11 protein-coding genes are annotated in these 18325 nt (G+C 70.9%); 8 read left to right on the plus strand and 3 right to left on the minus strand.

Going from position 1 to position 18325, the window contains the following annotated elements:
- Positions 1-5 precede the first annotated feature (5 nt).
- A complete protein-coding gene (locus ACE37J_RS22115; protein WP_409716171.1) occupies positions 6-7817 on the plus strand; it encodes an Ig-like domain-containing protein in 7812 nt (2603 codons plus the stop codon).
- A gap of 34 nt (positions 7818-7851) precedes the next feature.
- On the opposite strand, the gene ACE37J_RS22120 is transcribed toward ACE37J_RS22115, so the two are convergent.
- Genes ACE37J_RS22120 through ACE37J_RS22130 form a run of 3 tightly spaced genes read right to left on the minus strand, consistent with a single transcriptional unit; the run spans position 7852 to position 9879 of the window.
- Positions 7852-8526 (minus strand): aspartate/glutamate racemase family protein, encoded by a 675-nt coding sequence (locus ACE37J_RS22120; RefSeq protein ID WP_409716173.1) that lies wholly within the window; start codon positions 8524-8526, stop codon positions 7852-7854.
- A gap of 4 nt (positions 8527-8530) precedes the next feature.
- Complete coding sequence (locus ACE37J_RS22125; protein WP_409716176.1) at positions 8531-9190, minus strand: flavin reductase family protein; 660 nt, start codon at positions 9188-9190, stop codon at positions 8531-8533.
- Positions 9187-9879 (minus strand): GntR family transcriptional regulator, encoded by a 693-nt coding sequence (locus ACE37J_RS22130; protein ID WP_409716179.1) that lies wholly within the window; start codon positions 9877-9879, stop codon positions 9187-9189. The genes ACE37J_RS22125 and ACE37J_RS22130 overlap by 4 nt, the downstream gene beginning before the upstream one ends.
- 144 nt (positions 9880-10023) lie before the next feature.
- On the opposite strand from ACE37J_RS22130, the gene ACE37J_RS22135 reads away from it, so the two are divergent.
- From ACE37J_RS22135 to ACE37J_RS22165, 7 genes are read left to right on the plus strand one after another with little or no spacing between them, the layout of a single operon-like run.
- Positions 10024-11592 (plus strand): ABC transporter substrate-binding protein, encoded by a 1569-nt coding sequence (locus ACE37J_RS22135; protein ID WP_409716182.1) that lies wholly within the window; start codon positions 10024-10026, stop codon positions 11590-11592.
- Between the two features lie 26 nt (positions 11593-11618).
- Entirely contained in the window at positions 11619-12605 is a 987-nt protein-coding gene (locus tag ACE37J_RS22140) for an ABC transporter permease (RefSeq protein WP_409716185.1), read from the plus strand.
- A gap of 1 nt (position 12606) precedes the next feature.
- Positions 12607-13536, plus strand: a complete 930-nt coding sequence (locus ACE37J_RS22145) for an ABC transporter permease (RefSeq protein WP_409716188.1) — start codon at positions 12607-12609, stop codon at positions 13534-13536.
- 4 nt (positions 13537-13540) lie between these two features.
- Positions 13541-14734, plus strand: coding sequence for an amidohydrolase family protein (locus tag ACE37J_RS22150; protein ID WP_409716191.1), 1194 nt, complete (start codon positions 13541-13543; stop codon positions 14732-14734).
- Positions 14731-16170 (plus strand): chlorohydrolase family protein, encoded by a 1440-nt coding sequence (locus ACE37J_RS22155; RefSeq protein ID WP_409716193.1) that lies wholly within the window; start codon positions 14731-14733, stop codon positions 16168-16170. The genes ACE37J_RS22150 and ACE37J_RS22155 overlap by 4 nt, the downstream gene beginning before the upstream one ends.
- The gene (locus ACE37J_RS22160; protein WP_409716196.1) at positions 16167-17147 is read left to right on the plus strand and encodes an ABC transporter ATP-binding protein; all 981 of its coding nucleotides are present in this window, start codon (positions 16167-16169) and stop codon (positions 17145-17147) included. The genes ACE37J_RS22155 and ACE37J_RS22160 overlap by 4 nt, the downstream gene beginning before the upstream one ends.
- On the plus strand, positions 17144-18091 hold the full coding sequence (locus tag ACE37J_RS22165) for an ABC transporter ATP-binding protein (protein ID WP_409716199.1): 948 nt from the start codon (positions 17144-17146) through the stop codon (positions 18089-18091). Before ACE37J_RS22160 ends, ACE37J_RS22165 begins: the two co-directional genes overlap by 4 nt.
- The last annotated feature ends 234 nt before the right edge of the window (positions 18092-18325 follow it).

Consider the following 18325-nt stretch of genomic DNA (forward strand, 5'->3'; position numbering starts at 1 on the left):
CGGCGATGACCTCCGCTCCCGCCCTCTCCGCCGCGCTCGGCGCGCTCTTCGACGAGTTGCAGGCGCGCGCCAGCACCGAATTCGCCGGGCGGGAGGCCGCGCTGATCGGCGCGCTCGACCCGCTGCTCGACGGGACGGCGGCGCCGCTGGAGGATCTCCTCGCGGAGATCGGGGCCGCGCTCGACGGCGTCGAGGCCGGGCCGGAAGACGACCTCTCCGCGCTCCTCGCCGCCGCGTTGAACGGAGCGGGGATCGAAGGCGTCTCCGCGACGGCCGGCGCGGGCGGGGTGACGATCCAGCTTACGGCGGAGCGGGAGGCGCCGCTCGGGCGGACGGAGGCGGGCGCGCTTTCCGGCGCGCTCGGCGCCGGGGCGCTCGGCCTCGCGCTGGACGGGGCGCTCGATCTGACGGCGACGGCGGCGCTCGATTTCGCGGTGTTCTTCGACGCGGAGACGGGCGCGCTTTCGCTTGCCGACACGTCCTCCGCCGCCGACATGCGTCTCAGCATCGGCGCGACGCTGGACCCCGGAAGCCTCTCGTCCGAGCTTTCGCTCGGCCCCGTCTCCGCCTCGGCGGCGCTGGCCGAGGGGCTGAACGGCGCCGCGCTCGACCTCACGCTCGACATCGACGGGGGCGAGATTGGCGCGCTCGCGCCAGAGGCGACATTCGGGTTCGACGCAGGGCTCGCCATCGCGCTCGAAGCCGGGTTCGCGAGCCCGTTCCTGCCCTCGATCTCCGGCGATCTCGTCATCGATTATGGCGGCGCGGGAGAGGGCGTGATCGGCGGGATCGAGGGCGTCGCGGTGCGCGGCGTCTCCATCGGGATCGACGCGCTCGACGATCTCCTCGGCGGCGTCCTCGGCCCCCTCGACAATATCGTCTCCGCCTTCCCGCTCGGCCCGGTCGTGCGGCTGCTGAGCCGCCCGCTGCCGCTCCTCGACCCGCTGGGGGAGACGCTCCCCTTCCTAGACGTGATCGAAGACGGCGACGTGACGCTCAACGATCTTCTCCAGCTCTTCGCGAACGGAGAGACCGACTTCTCCTTCATCGAGGTCGTGGCGGATGTCGCCCTCGCGCTCCAGACGATCAGCGACCTCGCCTCGGGCGCGGCCTTCGAGGTCGGCGACATCGAATTCTCGGCGGAGGCGCTCGACGCGCTGGCCGGCGGGGGGACCGGCGCGGGGATCGGATCGGCCTTCGACTTCGACGGCTTCGACCCCTCGCTCCTGCCCGGCGATCTCTTCGGCGGCCTGATCGGGCAGGTCGGCGCGCTGGAGGGCGGCGGGCTCAGCTTTCCGCTGCTGACATCCTCCGCGCCGGAGCTGGCGGGGCTGATCCTCTTTTCCGGCTTCTTCGAGCAGCCGGCGCCGCTCGTCGAGTTCATCCTGCCCGAGTTCGGGCTGGACCGGGAGCAGGCGAGCTTCTTCTTCAGCATCCCCGTCGGCCCCTTCGCGGCGGTGATCGAGGGCGGCTTCCAGGCGGATTTCCGCATCGGCGCCGGAATCTCCACGCGCGGCCTCATCAATGGAAGCGCGAACCCGGCGGATTCGCTCTACCTCACGACGCCGATGGACGGGATGGGCGGGCGGCTGCCGCTGGCGGCGTTCGTCGCCGATCTCGGCGCGGGGTTCGGCGTCTCCGTCCCCGGCCTGAGAGTGACGGTCGACGGCGGCATCCTCGGCGAGATCTCGGCCGGGCTCGGCGACGTGAACGACGAGAATCCGGGCGACGGGCTGACCCATGTGGACAGCCTTGCTCTCCCCTGCCTCTTCGACGAGCTGACCGGCGCGCTCGACGCCGGGCTGCGGCTCACCTTCTCCATCGGGATACGCCCCTTCGAATGGAAGCGCGTCGTCTCCATCGCGGAGGTCGAGATCGCCAATTTCGCGGTGAACTGCTCCACCGCTCACGGGCGCGACATCCCGGTGATCGACGACGGCGGCCTCGCCACGATCGGCGGGCCGGGAACGGGCGTGCCCGAAGGCGAGCTGCGGCTGAACATGGGCGAGGACCGCGCCGATCTCCGCAACCTGCCGGACGCGCAGGACGACGATATCGACGAGACCTTCTCCGTCACCCGCATGACCCAGCCGGAGGAGGGCGAGGAGCAGGACCCGCCCTTCGACCCGACGCGCCTTCAGGTCAACGCCTTCGGGGTGGCCGAGCTCTTCGACGAGGCCGGGCTCTCCACCGTGCGGGGCGACGGCGGGGACGGGAATGACGTCCTCTCCCTCGCGCCCGGAATCGCGCTTGTCGCGGATTTCAACGGCGGCGACGGGGACGACATCCTGATCGGCGGCGATCTTGACGACCTCCTCGAAGGCGGCGCGGGGGACGACGTCATCAACCCCGGCGGCGGCGGCTCCAACACGCTGAACGGCGGCTCGGGCGACGACGTGATCCGCGCAGGGATCGGCGCGGACCGGATCGAGGGCGGCGTCGGCTATGACCAGGTGGACTATTCCGCCTCGGAAGTGGGCGTGACCCTGATCCGCCAGGGCGGGGACGTGCTCGGCTCCGGCGGCCTCGCGGAGGGGGACACGCTCACCAATGTCGAATACCTGATCGGCACGCGCTTCGACGACGTGCTCTCGGGCGATGACGGCGCCTCCAGCTCGCTCGACGGCGAGGAGGGGGACGACCAGCTCATCGGCGGCGAAGGGGACGACTACCTCATCGGCGGCGCCGGCGCCGACCTGATGATCGGGCGCGGCGGGCGGGACCTCGCGAGTTATGTGAATTCCTTCGGCGGCGTCTCCGTCGATCTCGCCTCCGGCCTCGCCTTCGGCGCGGACGCGACGGGCGACCTTCTCGACCGGATCGAGGGCGTGCAGGGCTCGATGGAGGCAGACAGCCTTTCGGGCGACGAGGGCGAGAACCTGATCGACGGTTTCGCAGGCGACGACCTCCTCGAAGGCCGGGGCGGGCAGGACGATGTGAGGGGCGGCGGCGGGAGCGACACGATCTTCGCCCTCGGCGACGGCGACCGGCTCGACGGCGGCGGCGCCATCGCCGGGGAGCGGGACAGGGACCTCCTGAGCTACGAGAAGGCGGGCGGCCCCGTCATCGCGCGGCTGGCGACGGCGCTCTATTCCGACGGGCTGGAGAACGGGGACGAGATCGCCGGTGGGCTGTTCCGGCCCGACAGGGAGGCGCGCTCCCCCTTCCAGAGCAGTTTCGAGGATCTGCGCGGCTCCGATTTCGGCGACGATCTCGGCGGCGATCTCGGCGCGAACCGGATCGAGGGCGGCGCGGGCGACGACACGATCCGCGCCTTCGCGGGGGACGACACGGTGGCGGGCGGCGCGGGCGCCGACATGCTGGAAGGCGACCAGGGAACCGACTGGCTCGACTATTCCGCCTCCGGCGCGGGCGTCCGCGTTTCGCTGGCGACGCCGAACCCGGAGGGCCCGCCGCTCCCGGGCTCCGGGCAAGGCGGCGACGCGGAGGGGGACGTGATCTCGGGCTTCGAGAACATCCTCGGCACCCGCTTTGCGGACACGCTGGCCGGCGATGACGGGAACAACGTCCTCGACCCCGGAACGGTCGAGTTCGGCCTCGGGCCGGATCGCGTCTCTGGCGGGGGCGGGGTGGATGTGCTCCGGCTCGACTACAGCGCGCTCGACGTTCCGGTCGGCTTCGCGATCCTCTTCGACGAGGGCTCGGAGACGGACGGGCGCGCCGGCTTCTTCCCCGGCGGCCCGGCTTCGGCGGTCGAGTTCGACGGGATCGAGCGGTTCGAGATCAGCGGCACGCTCCGCGGCGACGTGATCGTGACCGGGGATTTCGACGACACGATCTTCGGCGGCGGCGGGGGGGACGTGATCCTCGCAGGGCTTGGGGATGACATCATCCTCGCCGGGGAAGGCGACGACCTCGTCTTCGCGCAGTTCGAACAGGGCGAGCCCCCGGGCGAGGTTGGCGGGGGCGGGTTCTTCGTCATCGACGGCGGGCTCGGGGTGGACGGGCTCTCGATCTCCCTCGCGGAGGCGCCGGATGCGGCGCGGCTCGTCTTCGACGCGCCGGAGATGCAGCGGTTCGATCAGGTCCTCAGCTTCAGCAGCGGCGGGCATGTGACCGGGTTCGAGTTCATCGGAACGGTGGTCGGCACCGCCTTCTCCGACGAGTTCGCGCAGGGCGGCCGCATCAACAACGACTTCCGCGGCGGCGGCGGGGACGACACGCTGGCGCCGGGGCTCGGGTTTGATCTCGTGCTGGGCGGCGAGACGCCGCTCGACCCGGCGGACCTCACGGATGCGGATCTCCTCATCCTCGATTTCTCCACGGATGAGACGGGCGCCGGCGTCATCACCCTCGCGGAGGGCGAGGGGCGGGGTTTCCAGCGGAACAGCGCGGGGGGGGACGCCGGGCAGCTTCTCGATTTCGTCAGCGCCATCGACATCGAGTACGCCAACATCATCGGCACGGCGCAGAATGACGTGATCCGCGGCTTCGACGATCCCTTCTACGACCTTCAGGGCGACACGCTGCGCGGGCTGGACGGGGACGACCTGCTCGAAGGCTTCAACGGCCCCGATTCCCTCTTCGGCGGCGCCGGGTCGGACACGCTGATCGGCGGAACGGGGGATGACCGCCTGCAGGGCGGCCTCGCCGGGCGCGTTGACGGCACGGACGACCTGACCGCCGGCGCCGGCGCCGATCTCTTCGTGCTGGGGGACCGGACGGGCCTCCATTACGGCGAGGAGTTCGAGGGCGCCGGCGCGCCCGACCTCGCGGTGATCCGCGATTTCGAAAGCGGGATCGACCGGATCCAGCTCACGGGCTCCGCCGACGACTACCAGCTCTTCGGCTTCGGAGGGCAGGTCGGGATCTTCCGGGTCGGGGATGAGGCGACGACGCTGATCGCGCGGCTGGACGGGTTCTCCGGCCCGCTCGACCTCGAAAGCGACGATTTCACCTATGTGACGGTCACCGCCGGCCCCGGCGATATCGGCTCGCCTGGCGACGGGAGCGGCGGCGGTTTCGGCGGGCCCGGCGGGCTCGCCGGAGCGGCGGCGGCGAGCGCGACGCTCTCTCGCGGGCGCACCGACTTCCAGACGGCGCTTTCCGACATGAGCCCGGACCGGCTCCGCACGCTCACGGTGGACGACCTGAGCGGCGGCGAGGGGGGCGGCGAGGGCGAGGGAAGCACGGAGGGCGACTTCATCGTGGAGCAGGGCTTCGGCGCGACGAGCCTCGCCCGGCTCCTCGTCGAGTCGCTCAGCGCGCAGGGCTTCATCATCAGCGAAAGCAGCTTCGACACACGGCGGGAGGGGGACGCCCGCGGGTTCGGGACCTTCGAGAACGCGCCCGCGCTGATCGAGGGAATCGTCCTCTCGATCGGGATCGCGGAAGACCTGCCGGGGCTGAACGAGGAGGATGGCGGCATCCGCTCCTTCCTCTCGGGCGGCCGCTCCGTCGACCTCGGCTTCGAGCGGATCGGGCAGCTGAACCTCGACGGGTCGGTGACGACCTTCTACCGCGCCGATCTCGGCGCCGTGCCGCTCCCCATGCGCTCGCTCATCCTCCGGGACGACGATGACGGCGTCGGCGGGGCCTCGGGCGCGCGCTCGGGCGCCGACATCGCGGGGATCGCGATCACCACGGCGGATTTCGACGACATCTTCGCGCTGACGGGCGGCGACATGGCCGCGCTGAACGATCCCTCAATCCTCCCCCGGCTCGACCTGCTGGATTTCTCGCCGGCGGGGGTGAAGTTCACGCAGGGCGCGCTCCGCAGCTTCGACCCGGCGGACGAGGGGACGCCCGGAACCGTCTCCGAAGGGCCGGACGCGGCGGGCTCCCGCGGCGGCTTCGTGGACGAGGGCGCGGCGACGCTCGGCCGGTTCGACTTCAACGGGGAGACCGGCTTCCTCAGCCTCGGGGACGGCGGCGCGCTCGGCCTCCAGTTCACCGACACGCTGCCGGCGGACCAGCCGGCCTGGCTGATCGTGGCGGAGGCGGGCGGCTCCGAGCGGTTCGAGGGGCGGATCACCGCCTCGACCGAGCCGCTGGACCCGCCGGGCGACCTCTCCACCGATTTCGGCGCGCCGGGCGCGGCGGACGACCGCATCGCGATCACGGTCGAGTTCACCGTCGACTTCGGGGCGGGCGGCGAAGGGGACGCCGCGCCGCGCTTCGTGCGGCTCCTCGAGGCGGCGCTCGCCTCGGAGGAGATACGGGAGTTTTCCGGCACGGCCCTGCAGGATTCCGTCTCGATCCGCCTCAACGGCCATCAGGCGGCGTATCTGAGCGACGGCCATGCGGCGACGCTCGAACGGCTCTCGCCCTCGGCGGTCGGAGACGTTCACCCCGATCTCGTCCTCAACCTCGTGGACAGCCAGATCACCGGGCCGGGCGCCACGCGGGCCGATGCGTTCTCCCAGGCCTTCTCGGTCGAGGGCTTCATCGTGGACGGCCTGAACCGGCTCGAGATCGTGCTGGAGGACAGGCGCGACGGCGCGCTCGACACCGCGCTCTTCCTCTCCGCCGCCGAAGCGCCGATGGCGGAGCCTGAAGGGCCGCTCACGCTCGGCTTCACCGTGGCGGAGGACGGGCTGCTGACCGGAACCCTCCCGGGCGGGGCCGTGTTCCTCCCCTTCGACGGCGGGCCCTCCTCCGGCCTGCTCGACCTCGCGCCGGATGGCGGCTTCACCTATCGGCCCGATGCGGATTTTGCGGGGGAAGACAGTTTCGTCTTCGGCGTGGAGGCGGAGGGGGAGACGAGCTTCGGCCGCGTCGTCCTGACGGTCGTCGCCGCGGGCGACGCGCCTGTCGCGGTGGACGACATGTTCGAGACCGCGGCGAATGCGGCCTTCGTGACCGGGAATGTCCTCGCCAACGACTTCGACCCCGATGCGGGCGACACCATCCTCATCGTCGCCGCCGATACGAGCGAAACGCGCGGTCTCGTGACCGACAATGGCGACGGGACCTTCGCCTACGATCCGAACGGAGCGTTCGACGATCTCCGGGCGGGCCAGACCGCGACGGACAGCTTCTTCTACACGATCCGGGACGGAAGCGGGGCGGAGAGCACGGCGGAGGTCATTGTCACGATCACGGGCGTCGGGGATGACGACCGGCCCGTGATCGTCGGCGGGCCGGGCGGCGACAGGCTCGTGGCGCCCCCCGGCGGCGCGATCATCGACGGCGGCGCCGGGCGGGACGTCTATGTCGGCGGGAGCGGAGCGGACACCTTCGTTCTCGGCGATGGCGAGGGCGACCAGCTCCGCCGCTTCGACGCCTCGCTGGATGTGCTGGACGTCTCGGCCTGGGGCGTCCAGTCCTTCGCGGAGCTGGCGATCTTCGACCGGGTGAACGCGGCGCAGGGCGCGACGCTCGTCACGATCCTCGACGCGGCGAGCGGGAACATGAGCTTCCACCACGAGCGGGGCGACCGTCTCTCCGCCGCGGACTTCACGGCGGAGAACTTCATCTTCGCGCCCGTCCGGAACCTGACCGTGACCGGAACGGAGCCCTTCGGAAGCGAGACGATCTACGGCCGGTCCGGCGACGACGTGATCGTGAACGACAGCGGGCTCAACACTCTCTTCGGCCAGGGCGGCGCGGACCGGTTCGTGATCCGCGAGGGCGCCGGCGGCGTGATCGCGGATTTCGCGGCGGGCGAGGATGTGATCGACGTCTCGGCCTGGGGCCTCGGCGGTTTCGACGACCTCGACATATCGGAGGCGGGCGGGCTGATCACGGTTCGCGGCGAGCCGGGCGAGATCGTGCGGCTGAGGCCGTTCGAGGGCCTCTCCGCCGCGGACCTGACGGAAGACCGGTTCGTGTTCGACGCGCTGCTGACGGCGTAGGGCGCGGCGCGGGGGGAGGGCCGCGCCGCGGCTTTCAGGCCTTCCCCTGCGCGGATTCCAGCGCCTTGAACGCCGCCGCAAGCGCGCAATCGAGCGAATCGAGTATCTCGACGCCTTCGCGCGGGGGCATGGCGGATGCGAGGCCGGCGACGCCCGCCCCGCCGATCACCACCGCCTCCGCGCCCTTGGCGGCGCCGGCCTCCGCCGCCGCGCCGAGCGCCTCCAGCGCCGCGGAAGGATCGGCGGAGAGGGCGTCGCCCGTCATTTCAAGCGTCTCGACGGAGACAAGACGGCGCCCGAGACCGCGCCTTTCGACGAAATCCTCGAGGATCGGCCCCCAGGCGCGCCCGCCCGTCACGAGAGAGAAGGGCCGCCCGCCGGCCGCCGCCGCCGCGCAGGACGCAGCGGCCATGCCGATCACGGGTCTGCCAAGCGCCCGGCTCGCGGCCTCCACCCCCGGGTCGCCGAAGCAGGCGAGCAGGATTGCGTCCGGCGGCGCGCCCGCGAGGCGGCCCGCCATGCGCGCGACCGTCGCCTCCGCGCGCGCGAGGTCTTCGGCGTCACGGATGTAGTCCGGCCCTTCCTCGGCGGTCAGGGCCTCCAGCGCCACCCAGTCGGGCGCAATCTGGCGCGCGCGCGCGAGGAGCCGGGCGGTGAGGGCCGCGCTCGTGTTCGGGTTGAGGATGAGGAGGCGGCGCGCATCAACCACGCCGTCACCCCGCGCGGCGCCGCGCGGCGAGGGGGGAGGCCTCGAACTCCGCGACGCTCATGGTCGGAAGATCGAAGCAATCCCGCGTGCGGGAATAGCCGTGGCCGCCCATCCGGCCGACCGCGTCGAGCTTCAGCGGGTCGGTATGGAGCCGCGCCGGGTCCGTCAGCCCCTCCCGCACATGGGCGCAGAGCACCTCTCCGAGGATGATCTCCCGCGAGCGGCCGATCTCGATCCCGACATGGCGGCGGCATTCGAAGGCGACCGGAGCCTCCGCGATCCGCGGGCAGGAGACCTTCAGCCCCGGCGCGGCGGTCAGGCCGGCCATCTCCAGCTCGTCGACCTCCGGCGCGAAGGGCGTGGCGGTGACGTTCATCGCGTCCATGTTCGCCATGTCGACGATGTTGACGGTGAATTCCTCCGTCATGCGGATGTTCCAGGCGGTGTCCTTGAAGCGCTGCTGGTCCCTGTTCTCGACCCCGAGGGCGAGGATCGGCGGGTCGGAGGAGAGGCAGTTGAAGAAGCTGTAGGGCGCCGCGTTCGCCACGCCCTCCGGGCTCCTCGTCGTCACCCAGGCGATGGGCCGGGGCACGACCGTGCCGATCAGGAGCTTGTAGACGTCGCGCGGCGGCATCGCCGCGAAGTCGAAGAGCCGATGCGTCACCCCGTCATCTCCCGCCCGTAGCGGGCGAGGACCGTTTCAAGGTCCTCTCCCGGAGCCTCCAGCTCGGCGCGGCCGGCGACGGCCCCGAGATGGTCATCCATGATCTTCTTCGCCGCCTCCGGATCACGCTCGCGGAGCGCGCGGATGATCTGGCGGTGCTCGTCCACCGCGCAATCCGTCGAGTGGCGGCGGCGATACATCGCGAGGATGAGCGAACAGCGCGAGACGAGCTCCGACACGTAGCGCGCGAGCACGGCGTTCCCCGAAAGCTCCGCGAGGAGGATGTGGAACTCGCCCGCGAGGCGGATCGAGACGGGGCCGTTCTTGCCCCTCACCCGCTCCTCCTGGACGACATGCGCCTCCAGCGAGTCGAGCCCGATCACGGAGATGCGGCGGATCAGCCGGTCTATCACGTCCCGTTCGAGCACATGGCGCACCTCGAAGATCTGCTTCGCCTCCTCCAGCGAGGGCTCGGCGACGAAGGCGCCGCGGTTGCGCCGCGTCTCCACCAGCCCCTCCGCCTCCAGCCGGCCGAGCGACTGGCGCACCAGCGTGCGGGAGACGCCGAACTGCTCCCCGATCGCATCCTCCGGCAGGCGCGCGCCCGGCAGGAGCGCCTGCTCGATGATCGCGCGGCGGAGCAGCCTGTAGACGGTCAGGCTCGGGGGTTCTGGCGTTTGAGCGGTCATACGGTCCTTTTCGGCCCGATTCCCGGGCCGGTCAATCGGATACAACGGACCCAAAAAATAGTATACAATTTTTTGGATCGTCTGTATCCGATATGGAGAAGCCCGTCGGATCGCGATTCGGGCCGCAACAGAGAGGACCTGCTGATGAAGATCGGACGGATGCTCGCCGCCGCCTCCGCCGCGGCCCTGCTCGCCGCCACGGGCGCGAGCGCGGACAACATCCTGAACTGGGGAGCGAACCGGGACATCGGCTCGCTCGATCCCTATTCCTACGGGGACAGCTTCACCATCAACGTGCTGAACCACGTCTATGAAGGGCTCGTCCGCTATGACCGCGACCTGAAGATCGAGCCGGCGCTGGCGACCTCCTGGGAGATCCAGCCGGACGGGATCACCTGGCGGTTCACGCTCCGCGAGGGCGTCAGGTTCCATGACGGCGCGGATTTCACGGCGGAAGATGTCGTCGCGTCGCTTGAGCGGGTGAGCCACGAGACCTCGCCGCTCAAGGGCAACCTCCCCGCCTATGTCTCCTCGAAGGTGGTGGACGACCGGACGGTGGACGTGACGCTGAACGGCCCCTACCCGCTTCTCCTCAACGACCTCACCAACATCCACATCTTCGACAAGGGCTGGCTCGTCGCCAACAAGGCGGAGCTGCCGACCGATATCGGCGCGGGCGTGGAAGGGTTCGCGACCTACAACGCGAACGGCACCGGCCCCTTCAGCGTCGTCAGCCGCAAGCCGGACGCGGAGACCGTCTTCACCGTCAACCCGGCCTGGTGGGACGAGCCGGAGCACAATCTCGACGGCTTCGTGCTGCTGCCGGTGAACTCCCCGGCCACCCGCGTCGCCGCGCTCCTCTCGGGCGAGATCTCCTTCACCGACAACGCGCCGGTGCAGGACCTCGCGCGGCTGGAGGCGGCGCCGAACGTCAACGTTCTCGAAGGCGTCGACCTTCGCACGGTGATGTTCGGCTTCCCCTTCCGGGAGACGCTCGTCAACGGCCAGCCCAACCCCTTCGTCAAGCCCGAGGTCCGGCAGGCCCTCTGGAAGGCGATCGACCTCGACGCGATCCACGCCCGCGTGATGCGCGGCAAGTCCCGCATCGCGGGCGCCGTCGTCGCCCCGTCGATCCCCGGCTATGCGCCGGAGCTGGACGAGCTGCCGGGCTTCGACCCCGAGGCCGCGAAGGCGGCGCTCGCGGCGGCCGGCGTGCCGGAAGGGCTGGAATTCGAGCTCAACTGCCTCAATGACGGCCTCGTGAACGAGGAGCAGGTCTGCCAGGCGGTCGCCTCCATGTGGAGCCGCATCGGGCTCTCGCCCAAGCTCGACATCGCCCCGCGGGCGGTGCAGACCCCGAAGCGCACGGGCGGGACGACCGACGTCTACACGCTCGGCTGGGCGACGCTGCCGATGCTCGACGCCTATTCGCCGCTCCTCCAGATCTTCCACACCAAGGAGGGGAATTCCGGCGTGTTCAACTGGGGCGGCTGGTCCTTCCCCGAGCTTGACGCGCTGGTGCAGAAGGCCGGGCGGGAGCTCGACACGGAGACGCGGCTTGCGCTGGAGACGGAGGCGCTGAAGATCGTGAAGGATCAGGCGATCATGATCCCGATCCATCAGCAGCCGATGGCCTGGGCCGCCACCGACGCGGTGAAGGAGATGCCGCTCTTCCCCGACAACAAGCCGCGCCTCTGGTTCGCGCGGATGTGACCTGAGCGCGAGCGCGGAGCGAGCCGATGCTGGCCTTCCTCATCAAGCGGACCGCGAACGCCGCGCTCGTGATGCTCGCCGTCGCCTTCCTCGCCTTCCTGATCTTCCGGTTCTTCGGCGACCCGGTGGAGATGATGGTGAACGAGCAGGCGACGCAGGAACAGAGGGACGAGCTGCGGGAGCGGCTCGGCCTCAACGACGGGTTCCTCACCCAGTATTTCCGGTTCGTCGCGAATGCGGCGCAGGGCGATTTCGGCATCAGCTACCGCAACCAGCAGGACGTGATGACCCTGATCGGGGAGCGGTTTCCGGCGACGCTGGAGCTGGTGATCGTCGCCACGATCCTCTCGCTCGCCGTTGGCGTGCCGCTCGGCGTGCTGACGGCGATCCACCGGCGCTCAAGGCTGGCGGATGCGCTGCAGATCGGCTCGATCGTCGGCGTCTCGCTGCCGAGCTTCGTGACCGGGATCCTCCTCATCCTCGCCTTCTCCGTCACGCTCGGCTGGCTGCCGGCCTTCGGGCGGGGGGAGACTGTCGATATCGGATGGTGGAGCACAGGATTCCTGACGGAAAGCGGGCGCGCCGCCCTCATCCTGCCCTCCATCGCGCTCTCGCTCTTCCAGATCACGCTGGTGATGCGCCTCGTCCGCGCCGAGATGCTGGAGACGATGCGGACCGATTTCGTGAAGTTCGCCCGCGCCCGCGGCGTGCCCGCGGCGCGCATCCACTGGCGGCATGCGCTCCGCAACTGCCTCATGCCGGTCATCACGCTGACGGGCATGCAGATCGGCAACCTCATCGCCTTCGCGCTGGTGACGGAGACGGTGTTCCAGTGGCCGGGGATGGGGCTTCTCTTCATCCAGGCGGTGACCTTCGTCGACATCCCGGTGATGGCGGCCTACCTGATGCTCGTCTCCTTCATCTTCGTGGTCCTGAACACGCTGGTCGACGTCGCCTACGCCTTCGTCGATCCGCGGCTGCGGGATGACGCCGTTCCGGCCGGAGGCAAGTGAGATGGCGGAGACCGCCGCGCCCCCGCCCCGCCGGCGCCTGAGGGACAGCGAGCTCTGGTGGAGTTTCACCGCCCATCCCTCCGCGATGATCGCCTCCGCGCTCCTCGCGCTTCTCGTTCTGTCGAGCCTCGCGGCGCCGCTGCTGACGCCGCAGAACCCCTATGACCTCGCCGCGCTCGACCTGATGAATGCGGAGATCCCGCCCGTCTGGGAGGAGGGGGGGCAGTGGCCCTGGCTCCTCGGCACCGACACGCAGGGGCGCGACCTCTTCTCCGCCATCCTCTACGGCTCGCGCGTCTCCCTGATGATCGGCTTCGCCTCGGTGATGCTCGCCCTCGCCGTGGGCCTGACGCTCGGGCTCGTCGCCGGCTATTTCGGCGGCTGGGTTGACGACGCGCTGATGCGGTTCGGGGACGTGCTGCTCTCCATGCCCTTCATCCTCATCGCGATCCTCATCAGCGCGATGGCCTCCGCCGCGCTGCCGCCCGGCGCCTCGGACACGCTGGCGGCGGCGATCCTCGTCGTCGCCATCGCCGTGCCCTCATGGGTGCAATACGCCCGCACCGTCCGCGCCTCCGCCATGGTGGAGAAACGGAAGGATTATGTGGCGGCGGCGAAGCTGATCCGGGTGAAGCCGTGGCGGATCATGCTCCATCACATCCTCCCGAATACGTTGACGCCGATCCTCGTCGCCGCCACGCTGAATTTCGGGCTCGCGATCCTCGCGGAGGCGACGCTCTCCTTCCTTGGCGTCGGGATGCCGCCCGACCAGCCTTCGCTCGGGACGCTGATCCGCGTCGGCAACCAGTTCCTCTTTTCCGGCCTCTGGTGGGTCGTCGTCTTCCCCGCCGCGCAGCTCTGCCTCATCGTCCTCTCGGTCAACCTGATCGGGGACTGGCTGCGCGACGCGCTCAACCCGAAACTCAGGTGACCCCATGGCCGCTTCCCTCCTCCTGAAGAACGTCCGCCCGATGGCCGGCCCCGCGCGGGACGTGCTGATCCTCGACGGCCGCTTCGCGCCGGAGGGCGCGGCGGCGCCGGCGGGCGTGGCGGCGGAGGACGGCGGCGGCGCGCTCCTCATTCCCGGCCTCGTGGAGGCGCACACCCATCTCGACAAGTCGCTGCTCGGGCTGCCGTGGTATCGCAACGAGGTCGGGCCGCGGCTGATCGACAAGATCACGAACGAGCGCGAGTCGAAGAAGCGGCTGGGCATGGAGCCGCAGCGGCAATCGGAACGGCAGGCGATCCTCTCCGCCGCCAACGGCTCGACCCATATCCGCAGCCATGTGGACGTGGACACCGTGCAGAAGCTCGAAGGGATCGAAGGGGTCATGGCGACGCGGGACAAGCTCGCCGACCTGATCGACATCGAGCTCGTCGCCTTCCCGCAATCGGGCATGATGATCCGCCCGGGCACGACCGACCTCATGGAGGAGGCGATGAAGCTCGGCTGCGAGGTCGTCGGCGGGCTCGACCCCTGCGGGATCGACCGGGACCCGAAGGGCCATCTCGACTTCGTCTTCGCCCTCGCGGAGCGCTACGGCAAGCCGGTGGACATCCACTTGCACGAACGGGACACGATGGGCGGCTTCTCCATGGAGCTGATCATCGAGCGGACGGAGGCGCTCGGCATGCAGGGCCATGTCACGATCAGCCACGCCTTCTGCCTCGGTATGCCGGACCGCGCCTATGTCGCGGAGCTGACGGAGCGGCTGGCGAAGGCGCGCATCCACATCATGACGACAGGCCCGGCGGCGGTGACGGCGCCCGCCGTGGCGGAACTCCGCCGCGCGGGCGTCGTCGTCTGTTCGGGGAGCGACGGAATCCGGGATACATGGGGCCCGTGGGGCAACGCGGACATGCTGGAGCGGGCGATGTTCGTCGCCCAGCGCAACAATTTCCGCCGGGACGACGAGGTCGAGGCGGCGCTCGACGTCTGCACTTACGGCGGCGCGGCGGTGATGGAGCGCTCGGATTACGGCCTCGCGCCCGGCTGCCTTGGCGATTGCGTTCTGGTCGAGGGCGAGGCCATTGCTGACGCCGTCGCCTCCCGCCCGAAGCGGAGGCTCGTCGTCAAGCGCGGCCGCGTCGTCGCGCGGGGCGGCGTCTGCATCGCCGAGGCGCCGTGAGGCGCACGCTTCTCACCGCAGACTGGCTCCTTGCCGAGACCGGCGGGCGGCGGCGGCTGATGCCGCGCGGCGAGGTCGTGTTCGAGGGCGGCGCGGTCGCCTTCGTCGGCCACGGCTTCCCGGGCGAGGTGGCGGAGCGGCTCGATTTCGGGCCGGCGCTGATCTCCCCCGGCTTCGTCGATCTGGACGCGCTCTCGGACCTCGACACGACGATCCTCGGGCTCGACAACGGGCCGGGCGCCGCGAAGGGCCGCGTCTGGCCCGACAGCTATGTCGCGCGCGGCCCCTACGAGATGTATTCCGAGGCGGAGCTGGCCTTCCAGAAGCGCTTCGCCTTCGCCGCGCTGATCCGGGCCGGGATCACCAGCGCGCTCCCCATCGCCTCGCTCTTCTACCGCGAATGGGGGGAGACCGCGGGCGAGTTCGAGGCGGCGGCGGATGCGGCCGAGGCGCTCGGCCTTCGCGTCTGGCTCGGCCCGGCCTACCGGACGGGCGGGCAGGTGGTGAACGCGGCAGGGGAGATCCGCGCCGTTTTTGACGAGGCGCGCGGCCTCGCCGGGCTCGACGAGGCGGCGGACTTCGCGAAGCGGATCGACGGGCGCGCCGGCGGGCGCATCCGGGCCATGTTCGCGCCCGACCGGATCGAGACCTGCACCGAAGCGCTGCTGACCCGCACCGCCGCCCTCGCCGCGGAAATGGGCGCGCCGGTGCGCCAGCACTGCCTTCAGGGCGCGACGGAGATCCGGCTCGTGCGGGAACTTCACGGCTGCACCCCGGCGGAATGGCTGGAGAAGCTCGGCGTCCTCTCCCCGCGCTGGCTCCTGCCACACGGCACGGAGGCGACGGGCCGCGATTTCGAGATCGTGAGGGACGCCGGCGCCGCCATCGTCCATTGCCCGCTCGTCTCCGCCCGGCACGGCTCCGCGCTCCGCAGCCTCAGGCGGCTGATCGACATGGGGGTGAAGGTCGGGATGGGGACGGACACCTGGCCGCCCGACATGATCCACATCATGCAGCTCGGCCTCATGCTTTGCCGGCTGGCGGAGGGCGACGCGCTCGCGCTCCGCGCCGGGGAGATCTGGGACGCGGCGACGGCGGGCGGCGCGGACGCGCTCGGCCGCCCCGACCTCGGGAGGCTGGCGGAGGGCGCGCGGGCGGACGCCATCGTGATCCCGCTGGACGACACGCTCCGCGTCCCCGACCCGATCCAGACGATCCTCGCCGCAGGGCCGCGCGCCCGCGTCTCGGACGTTTTCGTGGAGGGGCGGCGGATCATGGCCGGCGGCCTCATCCCCGGCGTGGACGAGGCGGCGGACATGGCGCGGGCGCAGGCGCAGTTCGACGGGCTCATCGCGAAATATCCGGAGCGGACGCTCGGCCACCCGCCGGTCTCGGCGATCTTCGAGCCCTCCTTCCCCGTGGAGCCCGCGCCATGAGCGACACGGTGCTCGAGGTCCGCAATCTCCGCGTCGAGTTCCCCAGCCGCGCCGGCGCCCTCGTCGCGGTCGACGACATCTCCCTCTCCATCATGCGCGGCGAGGTGCTCGGCGTGGTGGGCGAGAGCGGGGCGGGGAAGTCCATGACGGGCATGGCCATCCTCGGCCTGATCGAGCCGCCGGGGCGCATCGCGGCGGGGGAGATCCGCCTCAAGGGCGAGCGGATCGACGGGCTTTCCGACCGGGCGCTGGAGGCGATACGGGGCCGGCGGATCGGCGCGATCTTCCAGGACCCGCTGACGAGCCTCAACCCGCTCTTCACCGTCGGCGCGCAGCTGGCGGAGACGATCCGCCTGCATCTCCGGCTCGGGAAGGCGGAGGCGCGCGCCCGTGCGCTCGCCCTGATGCGGGAGGTCGGCATCCCGGCGGCGGAGAGCCGGATCGACCATTACCCGCACCAGTTCTCCGGCGGCATGCGGCAGCGCATCGTCATCGCGCTCGCGCTGGCGGGCGAGCCCGAACTCATCATCGCGGACGAGCCGACCACTGCGCTCGACGTCTCGATCCAGGCGCAGATCCTAGCCCTCCTGAAGCGGCTCTGCCGCGAGCGCGGGATGGCGGCGATGCTGGTGACGCATGACATGGGCGTGATCGCGGAGACGGCGGACCGCGTGGCGGTGCTCTATGCCGGGCGGCTCGCCGAGATCGGGCCGGTGGCCGAGGTCGTGCGCCGCCCGCGCCACCCCTATACGCAGGGCCTGATGGGCTCGATCCCCAGCCTCCGGCGCGACGTGGAGGCGCTGACGCAGATACCGGGCTCCATGCCGCGGCTCGACGCGATCCCGCCCGGCTGCGCCTTCAACCCGCGCTGCGGGCGCGCGACGCCGCGGTGCCGGACGGAGCGGCCGCCCCTCTTCGGCGGCGCCTCGGCCTGCTGGCTCGAAGCCGGCGCGGATGACCGGGGGGCCGCCGCATGAAGACCGAAACGCTCGTGGAGGCGGCGGGCCTCCATCGCCGCTTCGACGTTTCCGCTCCGTGGCTCAACCGGGTGATCGAGAGGCGGCCCCGCCAGATCCTGAACGCCGTGGACGGCGTGGATTTCCGCATCGCCCGCGGGGAGACGCTCGCGCTGGTTGGAGAGTCGGGGTGCGGCAAGTCCACCGTGGCGAAGCTCGTGACCGGGCTCATCCGCCCGACCGAGGGCTCCATCGCCTTCATGGGGGACAAGCGGCGCATCCAGATGATCTTTCAGGACCCCTACGCCAGCCTCAACCCGCGCTGGCGGGTGGCGGACATCGTGGCCGAACCGATCCGGACGCTGAACCGCGCGCGCCCCGGCCCCGAGGTCGCGAAGCGCGTCGACGAGCTGCTGGAGACGGTCGGCCTTTCCCCGCGCGACGGGCGCAAGTTCCCGCACGAGTTTTCCGGCGGGCAGCGGCAGCGCGTCTCCATCGCGCGGGCTCTTGCGGGCGAGCCGGAATTTCTCGTCTGCGACGAGCCGACCTCCGCGCTCGACGTCTCGGTGCAGGCGCAGATCCTCAACCTGATGAAACGGCTGCAGACGGAGTTCGGGCTCACCTATCTCTTCATCAGCCACGATCTCTCGGTCGTCCGACACATGGCGGATGTCATCGCGGTGATGTATCTGGGCCGGATCGTGGAGATGGCGCCGAAGGCGGCGCTCTTCGAGAACCCCTCGCATCCCTATACCCGCCTCCTCCTCGACACGATCCCGGACCTCGCCGCGCCGCAGCGGGACAGGGCGCCGATGGCCGGCGAGGTGCCGAGCCCGATCGACCCGCCGAAGGGCTGCGCCTTCCACCCCCGCTGCCCCGTCGCCGAGGCGCGATGCGCGGGCGAACGCCCCGAGGCGACGCCGAGGCCCGGCGGCGGCGTGGTGCGCTGCTTCGCGAGGGCCTGACTGGCGAACCATGCGACCGGGACGAAGGCGCCGCCCCCTTTCGTGGGGGCGGCGGCGGGTTTCGGGGGCGCGGCGAGCGGGCGCTGCGCCGCGTTCTTCAGGCTTCGAGCGTGAAGGGCATCTTCCGCTTGCGCTGGCCGGAGGCGTGGAAGAGGCCGTTGGCGATGGCGGGCGGGACGGGCGGCACGCCCGGCTCGCCCACGCCCGTCGAGTGATCGTCGAAGCCGTGCGGGA

The sequence above is a fragment of the Pikeienuella sp. genome, from assembly GCF_046290545.1.
In the GTDB taxonomy this organism is placed as follows: domain Bacteria; phylum Pseudomonadota; class Alphaproteobacteria; order Rhodobacterales; family Rhodobacteraceae; genus Pikeienuella.